This window comes from Pseudomonas sp. P108 (assembly GCF_032613195.1).
Classification (GTDB): Bacteria; Pseudomonadota; Gammaproteobacteria; order Pseudomonadales; family Pseudomonadaceae; genus Aquipseudomonas.
Map to the genome: position 1 here is coordinate 3,697,675 of NZ_CP126691.1, position 24,238 is coordinate 3,721,912.

25 protein-coding genes and 1 tRNA gene are annotated in these 24,238 nt (G+C 59.8%); 10 read left to right on the forward strand and 16 right to left on the reverse strand.

Annotation, left to right across the window (positions count from 1 at the left end; all coding sequences use genetic code 11):
- Positions 1-534 precede the first annotated feature (534 nt).
- From QOM10_RS16160 to QOM10_RS16220, 13 genes are all read right to left on the reverse strand, one after another.
- Positions 535-1,515 (reverse strand): LysR family transcriptional regulator, encoded by a 981-nt coding sequence (locus tag QOM10_RS16160; protein ID WP_316916494.1) that lies wholly within the window; start codon positions 1,513-1,515, stop codon positions 535-537.
- 156 nt (positions 1,516-1,671) lie between these two features.
- Positions 1,672-2,619: a peptidylprolyl isomerase gene (locus QOM10_RS16165; RefSeq protein WP_316916495.1), complete on the reverse strand. Its 948-nt coding sequence runs from the start codon at positions 2,617-2,619 to the stop codon at positions 1,672-1,674.
- Complete coding sequence (locus QOM10_RS16170) at positions 2,616-3,086, reverse strand: YbjN domain-containing protein (protein ID WP_160040376.1); 471 nt, start codon at positions 3,084-3,086, stop codon at positions 2,616-2,618. The genes QOM10_RS16165 and QOM10_RS16170 overlap by 4 nt, the downstream gene beginning before the upstream one ends.
- A gap of 17 nt (positions 3,087-3,103) precedes the next feature.
- A complete protein-coding gene (locus QOM10_RS16175; protein ID WP_316916496.1) occupies positions 3,104-3,733 on the reverse strand; it encodes a DNA repair protein in 630 nt (209 codons plus the stop codon).
- Between the two features lie 17 nt (positions 3,734-3,750).
- Positions 3,751-5,448 carry a putative porin gene (locus QOM10_RS16180; RefSeq protein WP_095112037.1) on the reverse strand — a complete coding sequence of 566 codons (1,698 nt, stop codon included), beginning with the start codon at positions 5,446-5,448 and terminating at the stop codon, positions 3,751-3,753.
- Positions 5,449-5,487: 39 nt separating this feature from the next.
- Positions 5,488-6,192: an energy transducer TonB gene (locus QOM10_RS16185; protein ID WP_137216818.1), complete on the reverse strand. Its 705-nt coding sequence runs from the start codon at positions 6,190-6,192 to the stop codon at positions 5,488-5,490.
- 3 nt (positions 6,193-6,195) lie between these two features.
- Positions 6,196-6,621 carry a biopolymer transporter ExbD gene (locus QOM10_RS16190; RefSeq protein WP_316916497.1) on the reverse strand — a complete coding sequence of 142 codons (426 nt, stop codon included), beginning with the start codon at positions 6,619-6,621 and terminating at the stop codon, positions 6,196-6,198.
- A gap of 11 nt (positions 6,622-6,632) precedes the next feature.
- A complete protein-coding gene (locus tag QOM10_RS16195) occupies positions 6,633-8,429 on the reverse strand; it encodes a DUF2341 domain-containing protein (RefSeq protein ID WP_316916498.1) in 1,797 nt (598 codons plus the stop codon).
- A gap of 14 nt (positions 8,430-8,443) precedes the next feature.
- Entirely contained in the window at positions 8,444-10,042 is a 1,599-nt protein-coding gene (locus QOM10_RS16200; RefSeq protein ID WP_316916499.1) for a ShlB/FhaC/HecB family hemolysin secretion/activation protein, read from the reverse strand.
- A gap of 56 nt (positions 10,043-10,098) precedes the next feature.
- A complete protein-coding gene (locus tag QOM10_RS31330; RefSeq protein ID WP_080750810.1) occupies positions 10,099-10,710 on the reverse strand; it encodes a transposase in 612 nt (203 codons plus the stop codon).
- A gap of 272 nt (positions 10,711-10,982) precedes the next feature.
- Entirely contained in the window at positions 10,983-12,191 is a 1,209-nt protein-coding gene (locus tag QOM10_RS16210; RefSeq protein WP_316918386.1) for a DSD1 family PLP-dependent enzyme, read from the reverse strand.
- A 74-nt stretch (positions 12,192-12,265) separates the two neighbouring features.
- Positions 12,266-13,594, reverse strand: a complete 1,329-nt coding sequence (locus QOM10_RS16215) for a D-arabinono-1,4-lactone oxidase (protein WP_316918387.1) — start codon at positions 13,592-13,594, stop codon at positions 12,266-12,268.
- Positions 13,595-13,670: 76 nt separating this feature from the next.
- A complete protein-coding gene (locus QOM10_RS16220; RefSeq protein ID WP_316916500.1) occupies positions 13,671-14,024 on the reverse strand; it encodes a c-type cytochrome in 354 nt (117 codons plus the stop codon).
- A gap of 365 nt (positions 14,025-14,389) precedes the next feature.
- On the opposite strand from QOM10_RS16220, the gene QOM10_RS16225 reads away from it, so the two are divergent.
- The 4 genes from QOM10_RS16225 to QOM10_RS16240 all read left to right on the forward strand — a co-directional run bounded on the left by QOM10_RS16225 (position 14,390) and on the right by QOM10_RS16240 (position 18,562).
- Positions 14,390-16,015 carry an NADP-dependent glyceraldehyde-3-phosphate dehydrogenase gene (locus tag QOM10_RS16225; protein WP_150751057.1) on the forward strand — a complete coding sequence of 542 codons (1,626 nt, stop codon included), beginning with the start codon at positions 14,390-14,392 and terminating at the stop codon, positions 16,013-16,015.
- A 129-nt stretch (positions 16,016-16,144) separates the two neighbouring features.
- Positions 16,145-16,495, forward strand: a complete 351-nt coding sequence (locus QOM10_RS16230) for a DUF3302 domain-containing protein (protein ID WP_038368661.1) — start codon at positions 16,145-16,147, stop codon at positions 16,493-16,495.
- 5 nt (positions 16,496-16,500) lie between these two features.
- Positions 16,501-17,460 carry an HlyD family secretion protein gene (locus QOM10_RS16235; RefSeq protein WP_127928088.1) on the forward strand — a complete coding sequence of 320 codons (960 nt, stop codon included), beginning with the start codon at positions 16,501-16,503 and terminating at the stop codon, positions 17,458-17,460.
- A 61-nt stretch (positions 17,461-17,521) separates the two neighbouring features.
- Positions 17,522-18,562: an FUSC family protein gene (locus QOM10_RS16240; protein ID WP_191629850.1), complete on the forward strand. Its 1,041-nt coding sequence runs from the start codon at positions 17,522-17,524 to the stop codon at positions 18,560-18,562.
- A gap of 3 nt (positions 18,563-18,565) precedes the next feature.
- Here QOM10_RS16240 and QOM10_RS16245 read toward each other — a convergent pair whose 3' ends face one another.
- Complete coding sequence (locus tag QOM10_RS16245) at positions 18,566-19,459, reverse strand: DMT family transporter (protein WP_150751056.1); 894 nt, start codon at positions 19,457-19,459, stop codon at positions 18,566-18,568.
- A 139-nt stretch (positions 19,460-19,598) separates the two neighbouring features.
- Here QOM10_RS16245 and QOM10_RS16250 point away from each other — a divergent pair, with 139 nt between their 5' ends.
- Complete coding sequence (locus QOM10_RS16250) at positions 19,599-20,036, forward strand: Lrp/AsnC family transcriptional regulator (RefSeq protein ID WP_064381847.1); 438 nt, start codon at positions 19,599-19,601, stop codon at positions 20,034-20,036.
- A 57-nt stretch (positions 20,037-20,093) separates the two neighbouring features.
- A complete protein-coding gene (locus QOM10_RS16255; RefSeq protein WP_122844144.1) occupies positions 20,094-20,411 on the forward strand; it encodes a YceK/YidQ family lipoprotein in 318 nt (105 codons plus the stop codon).
- Between the two features lie 86 nt (positions 20,412-20,497).
- Here QOM10_RS16255 and QOM10_RS16260 read toward each other — a convergent pair whose 3' ends face one another.
- Positions 20,498-21,169 carry a Bax inhibitor-1/YccA family protein gene (locus QOM10_RS16260; protein ID WP_007915443.1) on the reverse strand — a complete coding sequence of 224 codons (672 nt, stop codon included), beginning with the start codon at positions 21,167-21,169 and terminating at the stop codon, positions 20,498-20,500.
- Positions 21,170-21,291: 122 nt separating this feature from the next.
- On the opposite strand from QOM10_RS16260, the gene QOM10_RS16265 reads away from it, so the two are divergent.
- The 4 genes from QOM10_RS16265 (at position 21,292) to QOM10_RS16280 (ending at position 23,831) form a co-directional block, all read left to right on the forward strand.
- Positions 21,292-21,379, forward strand: a tRNA-Ser gene (locus QOM10_RS16265).
- 844 nt (positions 21,380-22,223) lie between these two features.
- Positions 22,224-22,388, forward strand: coding sequence for an ectoine synthase (locus QOM10_RS16270; protein WP_224790123.1), 165 nt, complete (start codon positions 22,224-22,226; stop codon positions 22,386-22,388).
- Between the two features lie 47 nt (positions 22,389-22,435).
- Positions 22,436-23,647, forward strand: a complete 1,212-nt coding sequence (locus tag QOM10_RS16275) for an MFS transporter (RefSeq protein WP_316916501.1) — start codon at positions 22,436-22,438, stop codon at positions 23,645-23,647.
- Positions 23,622-23,831 carry a hypothetical protein gene (locus QOM10_RS16280; RefSeq protein WP_316916502.1) on the forward strand — a complete coding sequence of 70 codons (210 nt, stop codon included), beginning with the start codon at positions 23,622-23,624 and terminating at the stop codon, positions 23,829-23,831. Before QOM10_RS16275 ends, QOM10_RS16280 begins: the two co-directional genes overlap by 26 nt.
- Positions 23,832-23,840: 9 nt before the next feature.
- Here the strand turns inward: QOM10_RS16280 and QOM10_RS16285 are convergent, their stop codons facing one another.
- A complete protein-coding gene (locus QOM10_RS16285) occupies positions 23,841-24,209 on the reverse strand; it encodes a cupin domain-containing protein (RefSeq protein WP_410479227.1) in 369 nt (122 codons plus the stop codon).
- Between the last annotated feature and the right edge of the window lie 29 nt (positions 24,210-24,238).

Genomic DNA, 24,238 nt, shown 5'->3' on the forward strand with positions numbered 1-24,238 from the left:
GGTTTATTTACCTTTCTTTTAAAGCAAACTTTTTCAACCAACCGAAATACAATTTCCTTCGCCTCCTGCGAACAAGCAGCTGCGCATGCGGCGGAAATGTTGTTGCGTGGTGGGTGTGATGTGAGGAATGTGTTGGGGCGGCGGATCAGGTTGCGGGCTTGAGGCTGGAGCGGCGATAACAGGGTGCGCATGTTCAGTGAGGTTTTCGGTGGCTGTTCGGCAGCTAGTGCGAGCAGGCTCACTCCGACATTTGGATTGGGTGCATACAGCGGGAGTATGGTTTTCCGGGTGGGCCTCATCGCTGGCAAGCCAGCTCCCACAGTTTTCTAAGGTGTTCACATTGTCCAGATTCTCCACAGATCCGTGTAGAAGTGAGCTTGCTCACTCCCACTTTGGGTAGTGTTCAGACACCGATTTCCAGCCAGCTTTACCCTTGTGAGAGCTGGCCTGCCAGCGTTGGCGTCATATCAGTTGATATCATTGCCGGATGTCAGACCGCCTTCGCGAGCAAGCTCGCTCCCACAGAGGAATGCATCAGGGCTGGAACCATTCGTGGCGTTCGTTGAAGGTGTGGTGGATGAGATCGATGAGGGTCTGCACTTCGGCGATATTCCGTGACTCGGCGTTCACCGCCAGCCATGCCTGCAATTGCATGGGTTCCTCGAACAGCCCCGGTAGCGCGATCAGTCCCCGATCAAACCGGCTCATATACGCCGGCAGCAAACCTATGCACGCGCTGCAGCGAATCATCTCCAGCATCAATTCATACGACTGCATCTGCACCACCCCGGCCAGGCGCTGTTCAACCAGTTCATTCCACGGACGAAAGCTGTCGATCTGCCGATCGTGCTGCCATTGCACGAGCATGAAGTCGGCGAGGTCGTCGGGGGTGTCCGGGCGGGCAGTGACGCGGGAGTAGCGTTTGGCGATGTGTGGCAGGTAGTCGAGGCGCGCCAGCGCTTGCGGTTCGCTGGTGGCGAAGGTCGGTCCGGGGTGTGGGGTTTCGCCGTGGGCGAGCCAGAGGACGATGTCGGCGCTGACCGCGCGCAGGGACAGTTCGCTGTCCAGCGCGATGATTTCCAGGCGTACGCTGGCGTTGCGGCGCAGCAGTGCGATGAGGTCGCGGCCGAGGATGTCGTGGAGGATCGATTCGGCGACGGCGAGGCGAATCAATGGTTGTTCGATCACCGGGAGTTTGCGTTCGTTGGCCAGCGCCACGAGTTTGGCCTGCAGTTGCTGGCCTTCGCGGGTCAGGCTCAGGGCGCTGCCTTGAAAGCTGAACAGCGTGTGTTGCAGTTCATGCTCAAGCTGCGCGAGTTGTTTGCGCAGCAAGGTCGAGCGCACGTTAAGGCTGCGTGCGGCTTGCATGAAGCAGCCGCAGCGGGCGCTGACCAGGAAGTATTGGGCGACGTCGGCGTCGATGGTCGCGGCGTGTGCGAGCCACGGTTCGCTGTTGTCGTGTGGCCAGTGGTAATCGGGGTTGCCCTGTCGTCCTGCGGGTTCGGTGAATGACATCGATGACTCCCTGTCGATCTTTGTATTTGTCTTACGCAGCTCCCTGTAGGAGTGAGCCTGCTCGCGATAGCGTCCGGTCAGTTGACATTGACTAACCTGACCCACCGCTATCGCGAGCAGGCTCACTCCTACAGGGGGGTTGTGGTGTAGGTGAAATCAGTGTTTTTCCTCGAGGACTTTGTTGAGTTCAGCGCCGTCGATGCTCAGTGTTGCGGTGTTGAGCATGCCGTCCAGATAGGCTTGGGCGATTTGCTCCTGGCGTTGCGCACGCAAGGCCTGGGTCAGTTGATCGCGCAGTTCATCGAGGGTTGCGGTACGGGCGGGTTGTTGCTCGGTGAGCTTGATCACATGGAACCCGGCGGCGCTTTGGACGGGATCGGAAACCGCGCCGACCTTGAGCCGCGCCACGGCGCTTCGCACTTCCGGCACCAATTGCTGCAACGGTTGCAGACCGCTATCGCCGCCGCGTTCAGCGGTGACGCGATCCTGCGAATATTGAGTCGCCAGCGCGGCAAATTCCGCAGGCGTCGCCTGGGCTTTTTTGCTCAGGTCAAGCGCCTGCTTGCGCACCGATTCAAGATTCTGCGGATCATTGACGCCGAGGAAAATCTGACTGACCCGATACAACGCCGGGGTCTGCCAGCTTGCCTTGCCCGCGTCATAAGCCTGCTGCAATTCAGCCGCACTCGGATAATCCGCCGGCACCTGGCTGACCGAACGCAAGTAATCACGGAACACAATCTGCTCAGTCGCCGCACGGGTCTGCCGTGCCACGTCCGGGCGCTGCGCCCAACCTTGGGCATCGGCCTGCTCCAGCACCGCTTTCTCGGCCAGACGCGTGCGAATCCAGCGTTCCAGCGCTTCCCGATTACCACGCAATTGTTCGCGGGTCTCTGGCGGGACTGTCGCCAGCAACGCCTGAAGTTCCGCAGGGGTTACTTGCTGATTGCCCAAGCGCGCCACCGCCGGCCCCGTTGCAACCGTCGTCAGCGGTGACGATTGCTGGGCGGCGACCGGGTCCCTGCCCGGCCGCACCACCAGCGCCACGGCCACCACCAACAGCGCCACTGCCGCAGCGCTGATCACCATGGCAGGCTTTTTCACAGCGCGACTTCCTCTTGCTCGGCAACGGCGACTTTGGCGGTCTGCGCGCCGCCGTTCTGGGTGAAGTCACGCAGATAAACGATGAACTCCTGCAACAGGCGATCCCACAATTCGAGGTTGCCGCGCAGGTGATCGTTGCTCACACCTGCCGCCACCACCACATCCATTTCCATCACCAGAAACTCGCCCTGCAACGACAACCGGGCAAAACGACGGCTGGCGTTCCACTGCTCGGCCACACCCTGTGGCAACTCACCCTGCACCCGCAGCGCACAGCTGAAAGTGAAATCGACGTAACTGCCCTGCTCCACCGCCGGATTACCGAAACGCACGGCGTAACCAATGCCCTGACTGGCGCTGAGCAACTGAACAATACCGTTCTGCTCGGTTTCGTTGACGCGATAACCCGCAGCTTGCAGGACTTCGGTCAGGGATTTTGGCGATACGTGGCTGATCAATTGAGTCATTGTTTCTTCCTTGTTCATCAGTGTGCGAGCGCGGCTTGCGGCGCGTCGAATTGAGTCTTGTAAAGGTCATCGCCGAACCCCTGGGCCAGTTCATCGAACTTGACCCGGGCGCTGCCCGCGAAGGGCTGGCGGATCTTCATCACCTCGGCCACGTCGATGTTTTCGTAGGCAGTGAGGATCTGCTTGGCAACGCCGTACATCTGCTGATTCTTGACTGAACATTGCTGCACTTGTGTGTCACGTTCAGCCAATTGCGCTTGAAGCTTAGACCGTTCTGCCTCTTTGGCACGGGCCATGACCAGCAACTCGTCATAGGCCTTTTTGAACTTGCCGGTCTGCTCGGCGCTGGCCGCCACTTGTGCCTGCGCCTGGCTGTGCAGGCTCTGTTGCTGCCCGGCGAGCTGCTCGGCAAGGCCTTTGGCCTTGGCCAGCTCAGCGCTCAATTGCTTGATTTGCGCCTGCGCAGCCTTGGCTTCGTTTTGCGCCGCCAATTGCGCGGCGCTGGCCTGGGCCTGCTGACTTTGCAGGGCCTGCAACTGTTGCGTGGTGCTGCGCAATTGCGTGCGCAGGCGTTCTTCCATGCCTTCGGCGTTCGCACCGGTAGCGCACAACAAGCCGAGGCTCAGCCACAACAAACGCGTTTTCATAACCCTCTCCCGGCGCCTTAGAAGCGCGTGTTGATCTCAAGCTGCAAGACGTCGATGTCGAACGGCGCGCCGTACACCGCTTCGGTGCTCATCCAGCGACCGGTGGCATAAACGTTCTTCGCCAGACCGTAGTTGCCGCCGATGAAATAACCCTTGGCGTTGGTGCCGCCGAGGTGGAACGAGGAGTCGTTGAAGCCGTCCGGCAAGGCATCGGGCTGGATGTACTTGTAGCCAGCGAACATGTTCCAGTCGCCCTGCTTTTTCAGGTCCAGCGCGCTGCCGAGGGTGAACTGCACCATCCACGCGTTGGCGCCGCTTTCGATGTCGCCGTTGCTGTCGAGATTGTTGACGATCTGCCCGGCCGAACGCTTGCGCATGTCGCCTTCGTCGTAGGCGAGGTTGTGGATGTAGTTGCCCTGGCTGCGCAGTTTGAAGTCTTCTGGCAGGTCGGCGTCCCACACTACGTTCAAGTCCAGCAGATTGAATTCGGAAGCGAGGCCAACGAATTGCGGTTGCGGCGTGGTGGTCGGGTTAAGCGGGTTCGGCGTGATGTCGCGCAGCAGGAACACGCTGTTGCCCTTCTGCATGAATGCCGCACGGCTGCCGTCGCTGTCGCAGCCCGGTGCGCCGGCCCACGGTTCGCAAGGGCTGGAGCGCTGGCCTTGAATGTCGTCGAAGCGGTAGTAAGCCAGTGCGCCTTTCAAGCGGTTGTTGCTGTTGATCGCCCACTTGGCGCCAATTTGCGCGCCGTACAGCCACTTGTTATCGCTTTCTTCCTTGTCGAAGCCGTTGCTGCTGGCAGTGTCGTTGGTGTAGTCCACCGGGAACGCGCCGACGGTGCCGAACACGCCCCAATCGCGGTTGAGCTTGTGGTCGAAAATCGCCGCGACGCCGTCGAAATTCAAATCGTTGGAATAGAGCATGTCGGTGGACATGAACGGGTTGGCGAAGCGCCCGCCGGTCAGGGTCAATTCATCCGTAGGCTTCCAGTTCAGGTAGCCCTGATCGAGCCAGATATCCTTCTTGGCGAAGCCGCCGCCGAGGTTTTGCGTGGTCGACACCGGGTTGTTGTCCGAGCCGGTGCCGATACGAATACCGGCAGTCCATTGCGGCGAGATCTCGGCTTTCATGCCCAGCCGTGCGCGGATGCGGAACTGGTTGGTGCGGTCTTCGCGGGTGTTGAGCAACGGCGGCAGATTGGTGCTGCTGTTGGGGTTTACGTCGTACGGGCCGTTGTTGTTAAGCTTGGCGAAGTCGACGATCTCGTTGCTGTTGCTGTCCGAGTAGTAGCGCGATTCATTGCGCAAGCGAATGTCGCCGTCGAAACTGATGCGCGCCGCCCATTCCGGGAAGCTGTTGGGCGCGGCCCAGTTTTCCTGTTTGGCAGTGGCCATGACTTCGGCTTTGACCTGGTCGCGGATCTGGTCGCGCACCGCTGCCGGCACGTATTGCACACGGACATCGCCCGGCGCCGCCACTGGCCCGGCCGCCACGGCGGTGGATGCCGCAGCTTGTTTGGCCTGCGCCGCTTCGTTCTGCGCCTGGGCGATCAGTGCGTCAGCCTTGTCCTGCTTCAGAATGCCCTGCTCGACCAGCAAGCGGATCAGATTGATCGTGGCGTTCTCCGAGGGCGCAGGCGCTGCCACGGCCTGACCGACCAGGGTCGCAATGACCATGCCGACCGCCAGGGACAATCGATTCACGTTGGAAATCATCTGCACACAACTCCTTTTGGCAAAGCGTAAATAAGTGAATTAACCCGGACGCCGCCCTTGCAGGGACAGGCGCACAGGCAACGTGATGGAGGCCGGTGGCCGTTCACTCAGCGCCGGGGCACCGCGCAGCGCCGCCAGCACCTGAGTATCGATTTCGGGATTGCCGCTGGACTTGATCAGCTCGACCCGGGTGATCTCGCCAACGCTGCTCAGCCAGACATCGGCCTGCAGCGAAAACGCAAGGTTGCGCAGTTCGGGGTTTTCACGCAGCAAGCGCTGGAAGGTGAACGCCAGAAACTGGCTGTACGTCCCCGTGCCCAAACGTCCGCCGCCAGCTCCGGCCATGCCGCCACCCTTGCCCGCGCCGATGTTGAAGGCGTCGCTGCCGCTTTGAGCATCGCCGTCCATTTGCATCGGGTTGGCCAGATCGTCCGCCGGCGATGGCGGCGCTTCTTCCTCGGGCTTGACCTCTTCTGGCTCGGGCGTTGGCTCCGGCTCGACGACTTTCTCTTCCACCGGGGTTTCCGGCTCCGGTGGTTTTTCCGGCGGCGGAGGTGGCGGTGGTGGCAACGGAATGATCGTCGGCACCTTCGGCGCTTCGCGGCGGATACCGCTCATGTCATTGGCCCACTGCCACAAAAACCACGCAGCGAGCGCGCCGATCAGCAATCCGGCGCCCCACTTCGCATAACGCAGCGCTGGCTTTTTCACCGGCAGCGGCTCGATCGGGAGTTGTGCGGTCATGACTCAGCCCTGACTCGGTTTGCCGGTCACAAGACCGACCTGGGACAGTTCGAGCCGGCGCAACAGATCCAGAACTTCGATGACTTTCTGGTATTGCACCGTCGCGTCGCCGCGCACGATCACCGGGAAATCCGGGCTCTGCGCTTTCTCGATGCGCAGGCGTTCTTCCAGTTCAGCCAGGGTCACCGGGTAGGCGTCGAGAAACACCTGACCGCCGTCGTTGACCGAAATCGCCTTGGTCTTGGCCTCGGACAGCGACACCGAGACGCTGGCCTTGGGCAGGTTGATCTGGATCCCCGAGACCTGCGCGGTGGCGGTGAGGATGAACATCACCAGCACCACCATCAGCACGTCGACCAGTGGGGTGATGTTGATGCTGTCCACTGCTGCATCTTCATCATCGTCGTGGGAGGCATTTACGGACGCCATGTCAGTGCTCCTCAGGCCGGTAGAGAGTGGTTGGCGTGATGGCCGCGATGCGACGACTCACTGAACTGACTCTCGCCGTGCATCTCCGCCAGACGGGTGATGAACTCGTCGACGAACACGCGCATGTCGGCGCTGACTTCCTTGTTGCGCGTGATCAGGCGGTTGTAGCCAAACAGCGCCGGGATCGCGACGAACAGGCCCATCGCCGTGGCCAACAACGCGGCGGCCATACCGGGAGCAATGGCGTTGATGTTGACGTCGCCAGCCATCGCCGTGCCGAGGAACACCACCATGATCCCCAGCACGGTGCCGAGCAGACCGATGTACGGGCCGCCGGCGATCGCGTTGGACAGGGTCGAGAGTTTCGAACTCAGTTGCTGGTTTTCCCGGGTACGCACGCCGTCCATGGAGCAGCGGATCGCTTCGATGGTGGCGGCGGATACCGAGGAGGTATCGGCGCCCTGCTCGCGGCGGGTACGGATTTCTTTGACCGCCACCAAGTACAGGCGCCACAGCGACGAATGCTGCAATCGCTGGGCGAGTTGCGCATCGTCGGCGAACATTTCCAGACGCGTGCCGACCTTGGCGAACTGCACGCGGAAGTCTTCGTTGGCGGCAGACACGCGACTGAGGCTGCGGTTCTTGCGCAGCATGATGATCCACGACTGGAACATCATCAGCACCAGCACGGCGATGATCACCCAGGCGTCGATTGGCACCGCGTTGAGCAGGAAGCCGAGGCTGCCGAAACCGAACCCGGATTGCTCTTCATCGACGCCGTAAGCGACCAGTTTCGACTCGGCGCCTTGTGAAGTCGCGTCGGCCAGCAACAGCGGCGCGGGACGGGCGACTTTCGACAGACGCAGTTCGTCGATGGCGCCCACGAATGGCTGGAATGGGCCTTCATGCAGATCGGCACCGATGGCCATGACCGAGTTGAAGGCCGGCATCGCCTGAGCGAGGGTCGCGCCTTCGCGGCCATTGATGTACAGGGTGACTTTGGAACCCTCAGCGGTCAGCGCAACGTGCTGCCATTGGCCGGGATTCAGTGCTTGCGTGGCAACAGCACGTTGACCATCGATCTCTACAAACGGTACGCCTTGATTCGCACCGATCAGCAGACTGTTCGCGCCTTCACGACGAGCGAGAATCAGTTGTTCGCCATTGGCCTGATCCAGACGCAACCAGGCACTGAAAGTGAACGCACTGCCAGCGTTGTGTTGCAACGAAGGACTGGCCGGCAGCAGCAACGGCTGGCCGCTGAACTGCAAGGCTCGCCCTACTACGCCGTCAATCGCCGCGCCGGTCGCGCTTTGCGCGGTGTTGCCGTAGGCGGTGGTGTCTTTGGCCGGGGTGCCGGTGGCGCCATCGAAGTGATACAACGCGGTGTAATTCGGGTCGAAGGTCAGTTGGCCGTTGCCGGTTGCCGGCGCCTTCTGATTGCCGTAATACATCCAGATGTCCTGGCGTTGACCACCCTCGACATTCGGCACATCGACCCAGATCAGCGCCATGCCCATCAACGCGTCGAAGCTTTCGATCTGGTGGTTGAGCACGGTCTTGTCGTCGGCGGCGACGAAGCGCAGGTCCGAGCCGTCCTCTTTCACGCCGTCAAAGGTGAAGTTGCCGGTGTGCAGGCGCACCAGCAGCGCGGTGCGGCCGAGGGCCTGATTGATCGCCGCGCCTTGTGGCGTGGTGTCGACGGCGATCTGTTTGCGGTAATGCCAGTCGTCCTGCCACCAGGCCTGAGCCGTGGCCGGGAGCACGAAGCCCAGGCAGATCAACAACGAAAGAAAGAGGCGCTGCATGAACGTGCTCCTTGTCAGAAAGTGGCTTGAAGGTTGAAGTGCAGGCGCGATTCCTGTTTCGAGGTGTTCGGCCCTTCGAGTAGCGGGTAGCCCCAGTCGAGGCTGCCGGACAGCCATTTGCTCAGGCTGGCGCGGGTGCCGAGACCGACGCTGGCCAAGGCGTAATTGGCGTCCTGATCCGGCAGTTCGTCGCGCAGATAAAGCTGCGCGCCTTCGGCGAAGGCGTAGAAACGCCAGTCCTGCATCCACGTGCCGGCGTACTTGGCCAGCGATGGCGTGCGCACTTCCTGACTGAGCAGCAAGCCGTCATCGCCGGTGCGTTCGGCAGCCAGATAACCCCGCACCGAAGTGGCGCCGCCGGCGGAGAATTGTTCGTTGGAAACCAGCGGCCCGGACGCGAGTTGGAACGCGGCTTTGCTTGCGCTCTGCCAGTCGCTGTCGAAGGTCCAGGTGTAATTGGTATCGCCCTTGAGTACGGCGAAACTCGGTTTGGCGCGGTAGCGTTTGTAGTCGAAATCTTCGTCGGAGCTGCCGTAGCCGAAGATGCTGCGAGTGGCGGCAACCAGGCTCAGGCCGAGACCGAGCTGGCTCTTCTCGGTGTAGCGATAGCCGTTGTAGGCGAAGGTAAACGGCGCGTATTGCAACGGGACTTTGTCGCTCTCGCCGGACAGGGTCAGGCGTTCGTCGAAGTCCTTGAAGTCGATGCCGGCCGACAGCGAGTTCGACCAGTTGCCGCTCGATGGCAACGTGTAAATCGCCGACACGCCATAGGAATGGCCCTTGCCGAGCACGTTGCTGCCGCCGATGGTGGCGACGTTGCTGTCGGACTGGTAACCGGAGAACTGCACGCTCCAGCGATCGGTCAGCGGCGCGGTGTAGGAACCCGACCAGACCTTGGCGTTGTCGGTTTCCTGCGGCGCGGTGAAGTACGTCAGCGAGATGCTGTGGCCGAGCTGCCAGAGATTGTTGTAGCCGAGGCTGGTGACGGTGCGCAGCTTTTCCGTGTCGGCGCTGTAGTCGTTGTTGAGGCCGACGCTGGCGGTCCATGGGTTCTGGTCTTCGACCTGCAAATCGACGTCCATGGTGCCGGGGCGCTGACCCTCGCGCACCAGCGGCATCACTTGCCGGCCCGGCGTCTTGTTGAGCTGCGCCAGTTCGCCCTGAACCTTGGCGAAGTCCGGTACCTCGCCTTCTTTCAGCGCCGGGACGTCGTCGCGGATGTCCAGCGGCGAATAGTGTTTGGCGCCGACCACACGCACCCGGCCGACCTTGGTTTCGCTGACTTGCAAGTAGACGATGCCGTCGGCCACGGCTTGCTCCGGAAGCTCGACGAACACTGATTGATAGCCGCGCTCCTGATAGGCCTTCTGCAAGGCGTCCCGCGCGCCTTCGATATCGGTGAGGGCTTTTTGCGGGCCGAGGAACGGGTACACCGCTTCTTCAATCGCCCGCGCATCGAGCACTGTGTTGCCGCGCACGAAGTATTCGTTGACGTCGACCAGACGCTGGGCCGCTGCGTTGTTGGCGGCCTCTTCGGCCAATGCCGGCTGCGCGCCCGCCGTCACCAGCAGCCAGCCCCACAGCGCCAGCCGTGACTTGAAAATCGGTTCCACACTACCCCCTGAATTCGCGATGACCTGTTGGCGTTTCGAACGCCGCGTGTATGGCGTCAATTGCTGGCTGTCGAGGCGCAGGCGTGCTTGCCCAGCCACGTGTGCAAAAGCGCGAAGTTCAGCGAGAACTCGGGCATTTGCAGCAACGCGCCGCAGAACACTTCGCCAATGATTTTTTGAATGAGCAGCACCGCCCGTGGCTCGTTGAGCAGCGTGGCGATGTCGCGACTGAGGGCGTTGAAGCTCCAGACTTTCTGGTTCAGGCCAAGACCGACGAACCAGCGGAACAACAGGTTGTAATTGAGCTGTTCATACAGTTGCTGTTCGCTGGGCACCGAATACAGCAGTTGCAGGAGCAGGATGTGCATCACCGTTTGCGCGGGGATCAGCATGCCGGGCTCGGCATTGAGGTCATGCAGGAGGTCGCGGTGGGCGTCGAGCAAATCGTCGATCTGCGGGCGCAGCAACACCAGCGAATGGCCCGGCGGAATGTAGCTGGAAACCTCTTTCAAGGCGCCCTGCCAGTCATCCTGCGAGACGATCCAGACCCACGGCGCGCCGTAGCGATACACCGAAACCGGCTTCTTGCGCGCGGCTTCGACGATCTTCGACAGGCGTTGATCGAGTTCCTGCATGCCCACTTTCGAGTAGCGTTCCATAGTCCCCATTGCCTCACTCCCGGCGTCCCGCCTCGGCTTGTGAAAAGCGCCCTGTTGGGCCCCTCAAGCGCTTACATAGGCATGACCGGACTGGCGATGTGCTACCGAACTTTTGTCATAAAAGCTTCATTACAGAATCGCTCGGGATCTAACAGACAACACAAAAACCTGTGGGAGCGAGCTTGCTCGCGAAAGCGGTGTGCCAGTCAATTAGAAGGTGACTGACGGGACGCCTTCGCGAGCAAGCTCGCTCCCACAGGGGGGATTGGTGGTGTTGCGGGTCAGGTGTAGACGGGCCAGGTGTCGACGATCTTGCCGTTGCGCACGGCGAGCAGATCGCCGAATTGCAGAAGTACGGCTTCGGTCTGGGTCGGGCGCAGGAAAACCTGATCTTCCACCGTCAGCCCCACGGCGTTGGAGCCATTGACCATCTCTTGATTGGAGCTGCGTCCATAGACGCTGTTGCTCTGTAAACCCTGGGGCGATTCGAACTCGGCCATCCAGTTGCCGCCGTAGATGAAGAAGGTCTGACGCTGATTCTGGTCCCACCACGAAAACAGCTTCGACTTGTCATCCAGCGCCGGAATATTCACAGCCCCCGTGCTTTTCAACACGGGCGTGGCGATGTAGGTCGCGGGGACATGTTCGGTGAGCGATGGCAAATCGTAGTGCGTCGGCTTGAGCATCGCCGTGCCCACCGAAACTTCAGTGCTGAGTTTCTCGTTTTCGTGAATGCGATAACTCGGGCTGCCAGCGGTGTTCAGGCACAAACCGTCATGCCACAACACGGGAAATTGCTGCCGGGTGAAATCGACACAGCGCTGATAAATCACCATGACCTTGGCGAACAGCTCCTCGGGCGAGCCGAGAACTCCCGGCACGCCCATGCCCACGAATGGGTCGTAACCCATGAACCCGGCGAATTCCAGATGCTGGGGGTTGGCGCTGATCAGCGTAAGCATCTGCCCCAGCACCTGCTCATCACTGACCCCGCCACGATGCAGGCCGACATCCAGCTCGATGTTGATGCGCATCCGTGTGCCCAAACCCTGCGCCAACGCAAGGTATTGCTGCAAACGTTCAGGACTGTCGAGCAGCCATTGCAGTTGTTTCGCAGGATCGAACGGGCCTTTGTGGGATTGATAAAACAGCTCTGCCGAACGCACCAGCAACGGCTTGCCGAGCAGAATGTCGGACTGCGGAAAAACCTGCGCATCGTGATTGAGAAACGGCTGATGAAACGACATCAGCTTCTGCGTTCCGGCACGTTGTGCGATGTAGCTCAACAGCCCCGGTGACGGCAGCGACTTCTCCACCAGACGCAATTGTTTGCCGCCGCGCTTGACCGATTGCATCACCACATCAATGTTGTGATCGAGACGATCGAGATCGATCAGCAGCACCGGGCGCATCGGGCCGTTTTCCTTTAACTCTTTGTTCAGTGCGCGGAAATATTCGCTGTACGGCGCACCGCGATCGCCCGGCCGCAGCCACGCGCCAACGCCGACCAACAAAGCACCGACACCCAACGTACCAAGGAGAAAAGTGCGTCGATTGACCGCCATCAGCTCACCCCCAGAATCGACGCCACATGCGCATTGAGAAAGCGTCCGCTCGGATCCAGCGCCTGGCGCACGTCGACAAACTCGCGCCAGCGCGGATACAGCGGTTGCAGGTTCTTCGCGTTGAGCGTATGCAATTTGCCCCAGTGTGGCCGGCCGTTGTACTTCCAGAAAATCGGCTCGACCGCCGCAAAAAAGTTGTGATGGTCCATCTGATAATGCTGGTGCACCGAGATCGAACAGCTGTCGCGGCCCTCGAACATGCTCAACGCAATGTTATCCGCCTTGACGTAGCGGTACTCGATGGGAAACCAGGTGCGCAGGTCCTTGTCCTGAATCAGCTTGAGGATTTCGCGCAGGCAGGCCGGGCCGTGTTCGGCGGGTACCGAATATTCCATCTCGTTGAAACGCACGGTGCGCACGTTGGCGTAGATGTCGAACGAGTCGCCGACGCGGTCATCGAAACTGGCCAGATGGCGCAAGCTGTTGAGCAGCGTGCGGCGCAGATCGGGTAAGTCGCTGCCGTACTTGTCGATCTTTTCGATCAGGGTGACGAACTCGTTACCGCCCTCTTCTTCCGGGCTGATGGGCGGCGTGGCCGGGTCGTCGGTTTCATTGAGGGCGATGGACAAGGCGTAATCGGAATGGGTGACGACGAGCATTTCCCAGTGCTGGTTTTCACGGGTGTTGTTGTCGAGGTCTTCGAGCAGTTCTTCGGTTTTGGCGATCCATTGGCGCTCGCGCAGGCGATAGGCCGGACGGTTTTGCAGACGGATTTTTGTTGCCACACCGAGGGCACCGAGGGACACGCGCGCGGCATTGAAGACTTCAGAATGACGCTGACTGTCGCAGTCGAGCACCTCGCCATTGGCGGTCACCAATTGCATGCCGCAGACATGTGCCGAGTAGGACTGGAAGTTTTTGCCGGTGCCGTGGGTCGACGTGGCAATGGCTCCGGCGAGGGTCTGGTAATCGATGTCGGCCATGTTCTGCAAAGCCTGGCCGATGTCCTTAAGCGGCTGCCCCATGCGTGACATCGGTGTGCCGGCGGCGAATTCGGCTTGCAGGGTTTTCGCATCGTGATCGAGCAAACCATTGAAATAACTCAGCGACAACAGTGTGCCGTCGGTGGGCACCAAGGCGCTGAACGAGTGCGCCGAGCCGACCGGGCGGATCTTGCCTTGCGCCTGCTGGATAGCGGCCACCAGCTCATCAAGATTCTTCGGCGCCAGTCGCGCCGCCGGCAGGCAACTCTGCCCGCCCGACCAGTTGCGCCACGGAATCAGCCGTGGCGCGCGCAGCAATTGGCCCAATGCCGGGTGACTCACCAGCGCACTGAACGCACCGACGATGCTTGCCCGTTGCAACAACTGACGCCGTGTCAGATACATGGTCATACCGGGCACCTTATTCTGGGAGGGTCTGGTCGGCCATGAAGCCGATCAATTGCAGGAATTGTTCTTCCGAGCACTCGACGCACTGGCCCATCGGCGGCATGCCGTTGTAGCCATTGATGGCGTGGTCGAGCAGCGTGTCAGCGCCCTGTTGGATGCGCGGTTCCCAGGCTTTGCGGTCGCCGGTCAGTGGTGCGTTGGCGGCCGGGTTGGCGTGGCAGAGCTGGCAGCTGTTGGTGTAGATCTGCGCCAGTGCCGGGTCGTTGGGCATGGCGTTATGGATGGTGACCGGGGGTTTGGGATCTTCGCCGCAGCCAGGCAGCGCCATGACCAACGCCAGCATTAGAGTGAGTCGGATTGCCCGCATAACGGCCTCGCTTATTGTTGTGTTCACACCTTAAGGCAGCGGCTGCTACGGGTTGAGGGCATTGCGGGACAGCGAGGGGGGCAAACGGGGCCAGCCCTCTCCCCCGATGATCGTTCCCACGCTCTGCGTGGGAATGCAGCCCCGGACGCTCTGCGTCCGCTTGGAACGCGGAGCGTCCCTTGAGGCATTCCTTTGCTGCGCGTGGGAACGATCAGGCCAGCGGTTTCGTGCTCTCCTTGAAGCTCTGTTTTGCGCCTTTGCGTGACATTCGGGTGACATTTGCGGGTTTAAATTCCGGCGCATTCAGGCGTATAACCTGTGAAGGCTTTTTGATCTGCATACGGACATCAACACGGGGTAGCGACATGACCACAACAAACATCCTTGGCAACCTGTTCCCTTCTGTCAGCGACATCCCGGAAAAATACCGCCTCGACGCTCAGGTCGAGCAACGCGAATATCTGGTCGACGGCCAGTTGCGCCGCTGGGACGGCCCGCTTGCCACCGTGCGCAGCCCGGTCTATCTGAAAGGTGACAACGGCGACGAACAAGTGATTCTCGGCAGCACGCCGCTGCTCGATGCCGACACCGCCCTCACCGCCCTCGACGCCGCCGTACGTGCCTACGACCGTGGCCAGGGCCTGTGGCCGACCATGCGCGTGGCCGAACGCATTCAGCACGTCGAAGCCTTCCTTGGCCGCATGCGCCAACAGCGCGATGCCGTGGTGAAGCTGTTGATGTGGGAGATCGGCAAGAACCTCAAGGACTCGGAAAAAGAGTTCGACCGCACCTGTGACTACATCGTCGACACCATCAATGCGCTCAAGGAACTCGACCGCCGTTCCAGCCGCTTCGAGCTGGAACAGGACACCCTCGGGCAGATCCGTCGCGTGCCGCTCGGTGTAGCGCTGTGCATGGGCCCTTACAACTATCCGCTGAACGAAACCTTCACCACGCTGATCCCGGCGCTGATCATGGGCAACACCGTGGTGTTCAAACCGGCCAAGCTCGGTGTGCTGCTGATTCGCCCACTGCTCGAAGCGTTCCGCGACAGCTTCCCGACCGGTGTGATCAACGTGATCTACGGCAGCGGCCGCGAAACCGTCAGCGCCCTGATGGCCAGCGGCAAGATCGATATTTTCGCCTTTATCGGCACCAACAAAGCCGCCAGCGACCTGAAGAAATTGCATCCCAAACCACACCGCTTGCGTGCTGCGTTGGGTCTGGATGCAAAAAATCCGGGCATCGTTCTGCCGGAAGTCGATCTTGACAACGCCGTCAGCGAAGCGGTCACCGGTTCACTGTCGTTCAACGGCCAGCGCTGCACCGCGCTGAAAATCCTCTTCGTCCATGAAGACGTGGTCGACAGCTTCATCGAGAAATTCAACGCCAAACTGGCCACGCTGAAACCGGGCATGCCGTGGGACAGCGGTGTGTCGCTGACGCCGCTGCCGGAATCAGGCAAGGTCGATTACCTGCATGGTCTGGTGGCGGATGCGCGCAGCAAAGGCGCCGAAGTGGTCAACCCCAATGGCGGCGAATCACGAGAGTCGTTCTTCTACCCGGCGGTGCTGTACCCGGTGAACCCGCAAATGCGCGTCTATCAGGAAGAGCAATTCGGCCCGGTGGTGCCGATCGTGCCGTACCGCCATCTCGATACCGTGATCGACTATGTGCTGGAGTCGGATTTTGGCCAGCAACTGAGCATCTTCGGCACCAACCCGGTGGCGGTCGGCCGTCTGGTCGACACCTTTGCCAACCAGGTCGGGCGGATCAACCTCAACGCGCAATGCCAACGCGGTCCGGACACCTATCCGTTCAATGGCCGCAAGAATTCGGCCGAAGGCACGCTGTCGGTACACGATGCGTTGCGGGTGTTCTCGATCCGTACGCTGGTGGCGACCAAGTTCCAGGACAGCAACAAGGACCTGATCAGCGAGATCATTCGCGGGCGAGATTCGAGCTTCCTGACCACCGATTACATCTTCTGATCACTGTCACCCGCATCATGAATAAGCAAGAAGGCGACCGCATGCGGTTCTGATCAAAAGTCGCCAAGCGCCCGGCAAATCAGTGTCTACACTGATGCCAGCACTGTGCTGGATGCCGGGAGCTTGACCATGCTGGATTACTTTGCGCTAGGGGTTTTGGTGTTTGCCGGGCTCGTACTGTTTTACGGGATCATCGTGTTGCACGACATTCCCTATGAGATTGCCGTTCATCGTAAACACCCGCATCAGGATGCGATCCATGCCACTGGCTGGGTCAGTCTGTTCACGCTGCATGCGCTCTGGCCTTTCCTGTGGATCTGGGCGATGGCCTATCGAGAAGATCGCGGCTGGGGCTTCGGTGACGGTAAATCCGTGCAAAACCATGTCGTTCGCCTGGAGCAACAGGTGGTCGAACTGCAAGGACGCCTCGAACGACTCGAAGCGCTGAATGCCACCGCTCCCCACAACCGGGAGGGCTGAACACCATGGATCTGCTCCTTATCCTGACTTACGCCGCGATCTGCGTCGCAGTATTCAAGATCTTCCGTATCCCGTTGAACAAATGGACGGTGCCCACCGCCGTACTGGGCGGCATCCTGATGATCGGCGCCTTGATTTTTACCATGAACTACAACCATCCCTACTCTGAGGTGGCGCGCACTTACTTCGTTTCTGTGCCGGTGATTCCCATCGTCAGCGGCCAGGTGATCGACGTGCCGGTGAAGGGTAACGAGCCGCTGGAAAAAGGCGACGTGCTGTTTCGCATCGACCCCACACCGTTTCAAAACCGGGTGAAATCGCTCAAGGCGCAATTGATCGCCGCCAAGGGTGATCGCTACCGGATCACCGAATTGATCCGGCGCAACTTCGGCACCCAGCGTGAACTGGATGCGGCCATCGCCCGCACCGATGATCTGCAGGCGCAGCTGGACAACGCCCAGTTTGAGCTAGACAACACCACCGTTCGCGCGCCGAGCAAAGGCTTCGTCACCCATGTTTCGCTACGGCCGGGAATGATGGCGAGCAAGTTGCCGTTGCGCCCGTCGATGGTGTTCATTCCCGAGGAAGGCCAATATTTTGCCGCGTGGATGCGCCAGAACAGCCTGCTGCGCCTGACCGTCGGCGACGAGGCGGAAGTCGCGTTCGACGGCATTCCCGGCAAGGTGTTCGCCGGCCGGGTGAAAAACGTCATCGGTGTGATTGCCGAAGGCCAGGTGCAGCCTTCCGGCACACTGATCGGCTATACCGGTTCGCCGCCGGCCGGGCGTGTGCCGGTGATCATCGAAATCACCGATCCGGCCTTCGCCCAGTACAGCAAGCTGATGCCGGGCGGTGCTTACGGGCAGGCCGCGTTGTACAGTCAGCACTTCCATCACATTGGCACGATGCGCAAAATCCTCCTGCGTATGGCAGCATGGATGAATTACATTTTCCCTTTCCATTGACCTGAAGCCCAATCACGAGAGGCCCGCACTGAGTACTTACAGCACCCATCGACTTCCGCCCTTGCTGCGCCGTGTCCTGCGTCCGTTGCTTGATCCCTATCGACGTTACCGGCACGCGCGGCTGATCCATGCGGTGCGCGTGGCCCTCGGCTTGCTGGCAACGATCCTGCTGACCACCGGCATCAATCTGCCCCACGGCGAATGGGCCTCGGTGACCATGCTGGTGGTGATCGGCGGTTTGCAGCATCACGGCAACATCGGCAAAAAAGCCGCCGAACGCGCCACCGGCACCTTGATCGGTGCCGGCGTCGGTTTGCTGCTGGTGGCGCAGCAGGCGTGGCTTGGCATGCCGTGGCTGACGTATTTTGCGATGGCGGTGGTCTGCGGTTTCTTCTCTTATCACGCGATTGGCAAGGGTGGTTACACTGCCCTGCTCTCGGCGATTACCGTGTTCATTGTCGCCGGACATGGTGACAACCCGATCACCGACGGCTTGTGGCGCGGCGTCGATATTCTCATCGGGATTGCCCTCGCTCTGGCCTTCTCTTTTGCCCTGCCGCTCTACGCGGTGTATTCGTGGCGCTACAACCTCGCCGATGCCCTGCGTGATTGCGCTACGGTGTATGGGCGGATCATCGGCGGCCAACCGGTCAGCGCCGATGAGCATCTGAAATTAATGGGCCGTCTCGGCGCGGTGATGGTGCAGTTGCGTTCACTGATGCCGTCAGTGTCCAAGGAAGTGAAGATTTCCATGACCGAACTCGATGCCATCCAGCGCAATCTGCGCATGTGCATCAGCACGCTGGAGATCCTCGGCAACACGCGACCGGATGCCAACGATCCAGAAGCCATGGCCCATCTGCAATCAGCGCTGAAGGCCGAGCACCGGCAGATTCGCGTGCAATTGATCGGCATGGCCCGAGCGTTGAAAACCGGCGCTTCGCAACGCCTGGACAAGCCGCTGGAGTTGTCGGAAGCCAACCTCGATGCGCCGGTTTACAGCACGCTGGATGGCTACCGACTGCTAACCCGGCAACTGGCGGCGAACATCGGTGAGATGCGCCAGCGCCTGGCGAAAACCGCGCCGCACTGGAACATCTGAGGGTTACTGCGCAGCCAGCCGCCGGTTCTTCAGGCCCCAGCCCTGTTGCATGCCGGCGGCGGCCAGCAGGATTGCCGCCACGCCGAGCCATTGCAGGGTTTCCAGGCGATGACCGAACGCGAACCAGTCGACGAAGATCGCCGCAATCGGGTAGATGAACGACAGTGCGCCGGTCAACGCCGTCGGCAACTTCTGGATCGCGCCGTACAGCAGCACATACATCAGGCCGGTGTGAACGATGCCCAGCGTCACCAGACTGGCCCAGGCACTCGGTGCTTGCGGCAATGCGCTGAAATGCGCGAACGGCGCCAGCAGCAAAATCCCGGTGCACACCTGAATCAGCGCTATCAGATGCGGTGGCGTGCCGGTCAGGCGTTTGATGATCAGCGCGGCAATCGCATAGAGAAACGCCGCGCCCAGCGCCAACGCAATGCCCATCAGATAGTCGTTGCCGCTTTCACTTTGGGCGCCGTGAGCGCTGACGATCGCCAGCATGCCCATGAACGAGATTGCCAGCCAGAACAGTTTTTGCAGGGTGATTTTTTCGCCCAGAAACAGCGCCGCCAAACCCACCAGCATGAACGGCTGCACGTTGTACACTGCCGTACCGATGGCAATTGAGGCCTTTGAGTAAGAGGCAAACAACAGCACCCAGTTACCGACAATCGCCATCCCGCTCAGCACCGCGAGCAGGAAGGTGGTACGGGTCAGAATGCCCGGGCGCAGGAAGCCGAAAGCGGCACAGATCAGCAGCAAGGTGCCGGCACCGAACACGCAACGCCAGAACACCACGTCCAGCACCGGCTGCCCGGAGACCAGCACGAACCAGCCAATTGTCCCGGAAATCAGCATGGCAGCGGTCATTTCGAATGAGCCGCGACGGATTGTATTGTCCATCTTCAATCTCCTGTCTTTGTGACAAAAGTATGCCAAGCGAACCGGGAGGCGCTCCAGAGCAAAAAGCAGGCTAAACTCGAAATCTGCCTCTTTTATCGTGGGTAATTTTCACTAATTGCCTAATGCTGGAGTGTTTTTCATGACTGACGATATTGACCAGATCCTCATCGGCGCATTGATGGAGGATTCGCGGCGCTCGCTCAAGGCCTTGGCGCAAATCAGCGGATTGTCGTCGCCGAGCGTGGCTGAACGCTTGCGCCGGTTGGAAGAACGCGGTGTGCTCAAGGGCTATACCGTCGAGATCGACCCGAAGTGCTTTGGTTACCAGTTGCAAGCGATCGTGCGGGTGCGGCCATTGCCGGGGCAGTTACAGGAGGTGGAGCGGCAGATCCTGTCGATTCCCGAATTCACCGAGTGCGACAAGGTGACGGGCGAGGACTGCTTTATCGCTCGCCTGCATGTGCGCTCGATGGAACAGCTGGACACCCTGCTCGACCGGCTCAATACCCTTGCGGAAACCAACACGGCAATCGTCAAGAAAACCCCGGTCAAGCGCCGCTTGCCACCGATGGCGTAAGTGCTTTTCCTGCACGTTTGGCTTAGATTAGGGTTTTTCCGGCGAAGGATTGGCGGTATGAAAGTTAAGGCAATGATGCTGATGGCGTTAATGCTTAGTGGATGCGGGACCGTGCAGACGGTCATGCGTAATGACCAGGTCGCCGTGGACGATTTAAGATCGAACAAATCCTATTGCGGGGCGGTACCACGGATCTACAGCGGCGTGATGTATGACTTCTGCAGTCTGCATGCACCGATAGACGAAGGTAACAAGTACAACGCAGCCCTGCCCGGCTGGGCGATTGATGCCGTGGCTTCCGGGGTGCTCGACACCTTGTTGCTGCCCTACACCATCTACAAGCAGCAGGCGGACGGCAGCATCATTATCAATTGATCGACGGATTGTCCGCGCCCACCTCTTTTCTCACAGGCAACAAAAAACCCGCCTAAGCGGGTTTTTTGTTTACGTCATTACAACGATCAGTCGTCGCGGCTCATGATGCCGAAGATCTGCAACAAGCTGATGAACAGGTTGTAGATCGATACATACAGGCTGATGGTCGCCATGATGTAGTTACGCTCGCCGCCGTGGATGATGGCGCTGGTCTGGAACAGGATGCACACGGACGAGAACAGCACGAAACCTGCGCTGATCGCCAGTTGCAGGCCGCTGACCTGGAAGAAGAAGCTTGCCAGCGTTGCACCCAGCAACACGAAGAAACCAGCGGTGATGAAACCACCGAGGAAGCTCATGTCCTTGCGGGTGATCAGCACGTAGGCCGACAGACCACCGAACACCAGCGCGGTCATCGCGAACGCCGAGCTGACCACTTCAGCGCCGCCCTGCATGCCCAGGTAACGGTTGAGGATCGGGCCGAGCAGGAAACCCATGAAACCGGTCAGCGCAAAAGCGGACACCAGGCCCCACGCGGAATCACGGAGTTTGTTGGTGAGGAAGAACAGCCCGTAGAAGCCGATCAGCACCACGAAAATGTTCGGGTAGCCAACACGCATCTGCTGGGCAACAAAAGCCATGACGCCGCTGAATGCGAGGGTCAGAGCCAGTAGGCCGTAAGTGTTGCGCAGGACGCGGCTAACCTCTAGCTGCTCAGCCTGCACGCTGTTATTAACTGCGTAATCCTGTTCGCGCATGGCGACACTCCTGTTGGTTTGAAACGTTCAGTCGCAAAGATCATAACAGACGCTCTGTAACAAGCCATGCAGAGAGTTTGACAGTGTGTTTCATTCAGGTATTATGGCGCCCGCAACGCAACGGAGGTGTGGCCGAGTGGTTTAAGGCAACGGTCTTGAAAACCGTCGACTGTAACAGGTCCATGAGTTCGAATCCCATCGCCTCCGCCATATTTGGTACCGACAAAGCCCTGATTATTCAGGGCTTTGTCGTTTCTGGCGTTCTGAAAAATTTCTGTCGTGCCAGATGCGTTCCCGCCTGTGAGTTGTAAAGGACTCCCACTGCGCCGTCCCACAAATCAGGCTGTTTTCCGAGGCTATAGGTCGGTGATTACACGTCACGAATGCCTACCGCGGCGCCTCGACCTATAACGTCGTTCAGATCGGCAACGGGAATCTGCTGGGCACTATCAGCCGGTCAATCTTCAACTTCGAAAGTGATGAGGTGAAGGTGTGCAACGGCCCATCAGCCCTCAATTCCTTTGGAGACGCTGTGCCCCTATAGGTTCAAAAACAGCTCACTGGCTCTGCATTGCGAACTCGTACGCTTTGAAAATCTTCTCTGCGGCGCCGTATCACAATTCAAGAGCCAGAGAATGAACATACGTTCATCGAAAACAAGGCTCGATGCGTCTAGGCTGCGGGTTCCGACATAGTGACTACAGGAGTAACCCACCATGTTCTCGCACGAAAGCGTCCCGCTAATCATCATCTTTGTCATCATGCTCATAGGCGTGCTTACGGCTTTTTTGCACCCGGTGCATGCGCTCTTTAGCTGGCTTCGGAGGCGCAGAGAAAGATCGACCGTCAAGATCGCAAAAGACATGAATTCGCGCTGAATCCTTCCATTAAGGGCCCGGATGCGTCTGGGCTTTTCCCGCCTGAGAAGAAGAAAAAAACACAGCACAACAGACCGTTATTGCTTTAAGCATTCTGCTCTTCCTTGGCGTCATTCTTGAAAGTGTCCTGAAACACGGCAAATATCGGCCAGCCGCCGGCAAACAGCTCGTCAAAATTGCAGTCACTCAACCGACGTTTTTTTCTTGTACTCGACCAACACGATCGTCATTACCTGCGCGGGAGCAAGGAGCAAGACCTGATCCTCGCCAGCGTATTCAACCCGCCCAAGCGCGGGGATGAGCGGCATAATCTCAATGACAGCCTAGGATCGGCATACTGAAGCGCAGCTGGCCGCGCGGCCTGACCGTCAATAACAAGGAGTTCACTTTGCGCAAGGATTACCTGGCATTTTTCACCTCGCTGTTCCTCTCGCGACTAGCGGATCAGATTCTATTGTTCATCGTGCCGTTGGTGGTGTTCCAGACTACCAACAGTGCTTCCTGGGCGGGTTTGGCGTTTTTCGTCGAATCGCTGCCGCGCTTTCTCGCGTTTCCGGTGTGCGGAGCCTTGTGTGACAAGTTTTCACCCATCAGGATTCTGCATATCAGCCAGGTCTACCGTGCGCTGCTTTGTCTGCTGGCAGTAGGCATGTTTGCCCTCTTCGGTGGTATCGCCTGGGTCGTCGTGCTGTCAGCGCTATGCGGCGTGCTGACCACCCAGGGCATCATGGCCCGCGAGGTGCTGATGCCGCATATTTTCCAGCACTACAGCTACACCAAGACCTTGTCCTATTCACAGATCGCCGATCAGACCGGGCTGGTGCTCGGGCCGCTGGTGGCTGCATTGCTGTTGGAAGTCTGGGCGTGGCATTGGGTGGTGCTGTGGGTCGCCGGGCTCTTCCTGCTGGCGGACCTGAGCATGCTGGTCTGGCAACGCCTCAGCCGCATCACGCTGGAAGTGTTCGAGCAGCATCAGGACATCTGGCTGCAACCGCTGCGTATCGCTTTTGGTCACATCCGCGAGCTGGCGGAACTGAAGAAAATCATCCTGCTGGCGGTTGGGGTCAACCTGATCGTCGGCGTCACTCTCGCTACTTCGGCAGCGATGGTGATCGGCGAGTTCAGTGCCGGCAAGGATGCCTATGCCGGGCTACAGGCAGCGGGCGCGGTGACCACCATCATCATTCTGTTCTTCCTCGCACGGGTTGAACTGCCGCAACGGATACTCGGCGGGCTCGCTTATTCAATGATTGCCGCAGGTGCGCTGGTCAGCGCCCTGAGTCCGAATCTGGCCGGCTATGTGCTGGGGTTCCTGCTGATCGTGGGCTTCGACAAGATGTTCAACATCTATATGCGCAGCATCCGTCAGCGGGTGATTCCGGCCAAGGACTTCGGCAAGACCGTGGGCGTGATTACCTTGCTCAACAACCTGTCGCAACCCTTGGCCGGTTTGCTGGTGGCTTTGTTGGCGTCGGGTCTGGGCACCCAAGGAGTGATCCTGATTCTGGCCGTGCTGACTATGCTGTTGGGCGCCGCAGCGGTATGGTGGTTTGCCGTCAGCAGAGGAACCCTGAATGCCGAAGAATCCACCGGCCCCTGAAAACAAAGCTAGCGCCGCCGACATCGAGCGCTCGATTCAAGCCCTGAACAAAATGGCCGAGCGCTTGTGGGGCGAAGGCCGGGAAGCCGAGGCGAAAGCGCTGCTCGATGCCCTCGATGCGTTGAACCGGGCGCTCGACCGCATCCGGATTGGCGAAAGCCGTCGAGCGGCGACGCTCCATTGAGGCGCGTGCCTACGGTTTGAGTATCAGCAACGGCTCCCCCTTCTTGACAATATAAGTCGCCAATTCCGAACCCTTGTCCGCACCCACGTTTTTGGCGACATGCGCCACACCTTCCGGAATGAACAACGAATCCCCCGCTTTCAGCGTCACCGGCGCCCTGCCCTCCAGTTGATATTCGAAAGTACCGCTGATCACATACGCGACCTCAACACCGGGATGCGCGTGTCTTGGCGAGGTCACGCCCGGTTCGAAATCGACGCGTGCCTGAATCACTTCTCGCTCGGCGGCCCCGAGATCCTGGCGAACCAGGTCCGTGCGGCTCAAGCCTTGTTGCCAACTCTTGGCCGGTGCGTCAGCCGCATGGGTGATGCCGATCATTGAAGCGAGTATCGCGGCGCTGGCCAGTA

Coding starts and splice junctions, on each gene's coding strand:
- QOM10_RS16175 (WP_316916496.1), bottom strand. CDS start 3,733: ATGAAAACGCGTTTGTTGTGGCTGAGCCTCGGCTTGTTGTGCGCTACC.
- QOM10_RS31330 (WP_080750810.1), bottom strand. CDS start 10,710: ATGGGGACTATGGAACGCTACTCGAAAGTGGGCATGCAGGAACTCGAT.
- QOM10_RS16260 (WP_007915443.1), bottom strand. CDS start 21,169: ATGCGCGAACAGGATTACGCAGTTAATAACAGCGTGCAGGCTGAGCAG.
- QOM10_RS16180 (WP_095112037.1), bottom strand. CDS start 5,448: ATGATTTCCAACGTGAATCGATTGTCCCTGGCGGTCGGCATGGTCATT.
- QOM10_RS16245 (WP_150751056.1), bottom strand. CDS start 19,459: ATGGACAATACAATCCGTCGCGGCTCATTCGAAATGACCGCTGCCATG.
- QOM10_RS16255 (WP_122844144.1), top strand. CDS start 20,094: ATGAAAGTTAAGGCAATGATGCTGATGGCGTTAATGCTTAGTGGATGC.
- QOM10_RS16250 (WP_064381847.1), top strand. CDS start 19,599: ATGACTGACGATATTGACCAGATCCTCATCGGCGCATTGATGGAGGAT.
- QOM10_RS16220 (WP_316916500.1), bottom strand. CDS start 14,024: ATGCGGGCAATCCGACTCACTCTAATGCTGGCGTTGGTCATGGCGCTG.
- QOM10_RS16235 (WP_127928088.1), top strand. CDS start 16,501: ATGGATCTGCTCCTTATCCTGACTTACGCCGCGATCTGCGTCGCAGTA.
- QOM10_RS16280 (WP_316916502.1), top strand. CDS start 23,622: ATGCCGAAGAATCCACCGGCCCCTGAAAACAAAGCTAGCGCCGCCGAC.
- QOM10_RS16285 (WP_410479227.1), bottom strand. CDS start 24,209: ATGATCGGCATCACCCATGCGGCTGACGCACCGGCCAAGAGTTGGCAA.
- QOM10_RS16195 (WP_316916498.1), bottom strand. CDS start 8,429: ATGCAGCGCCTCTTTCTTTCGTTGTTGATCTGCCTGGGCTTCGTGCTC.
- QOM10_RS16230 (WP_038368661.1), top strand. CDS start 16,145: ATGCTGGATTACTTTGCGCTAGGGGTTTTGGTGTTTGCCGGGCTCGTA.
- QOM10_RS16160 (WP_316916494.1), bottom strand. CDS start 1,515: ATGTCATTCACCGAACCCGCAGGACGACAGGGCAACCCCGATTACCAC.
- QOM10_RS16185 (WP_137216818.1), bottom strand. CDS start 6,192: ATGACCGCACAACTCCCGATCGAGCCGCTGCCGGTGAAAAAGCCAGCG.
- QOM10_RS16190 (WP_316916497.1), bottom strand. CDS start 6,621: ATGGCGTCCGTAAATGCCTCCCACGACGATGATGAAGATGCAGCAGTG.
- QOM10_RS16225 (WP_150751057.1), top strand. CDS start 14,390: ATGACCACAACAAACATCCTTGGCAACCTGTTCCCTTCTGTCAGCGAC.
- QOM10_RS16170 (WP_160040376.1), bottom strand. CDS start 3,086: ATGACTCAATTGATCAGCCACGTATCGCCAAAATCCCTGACCGAAGTC.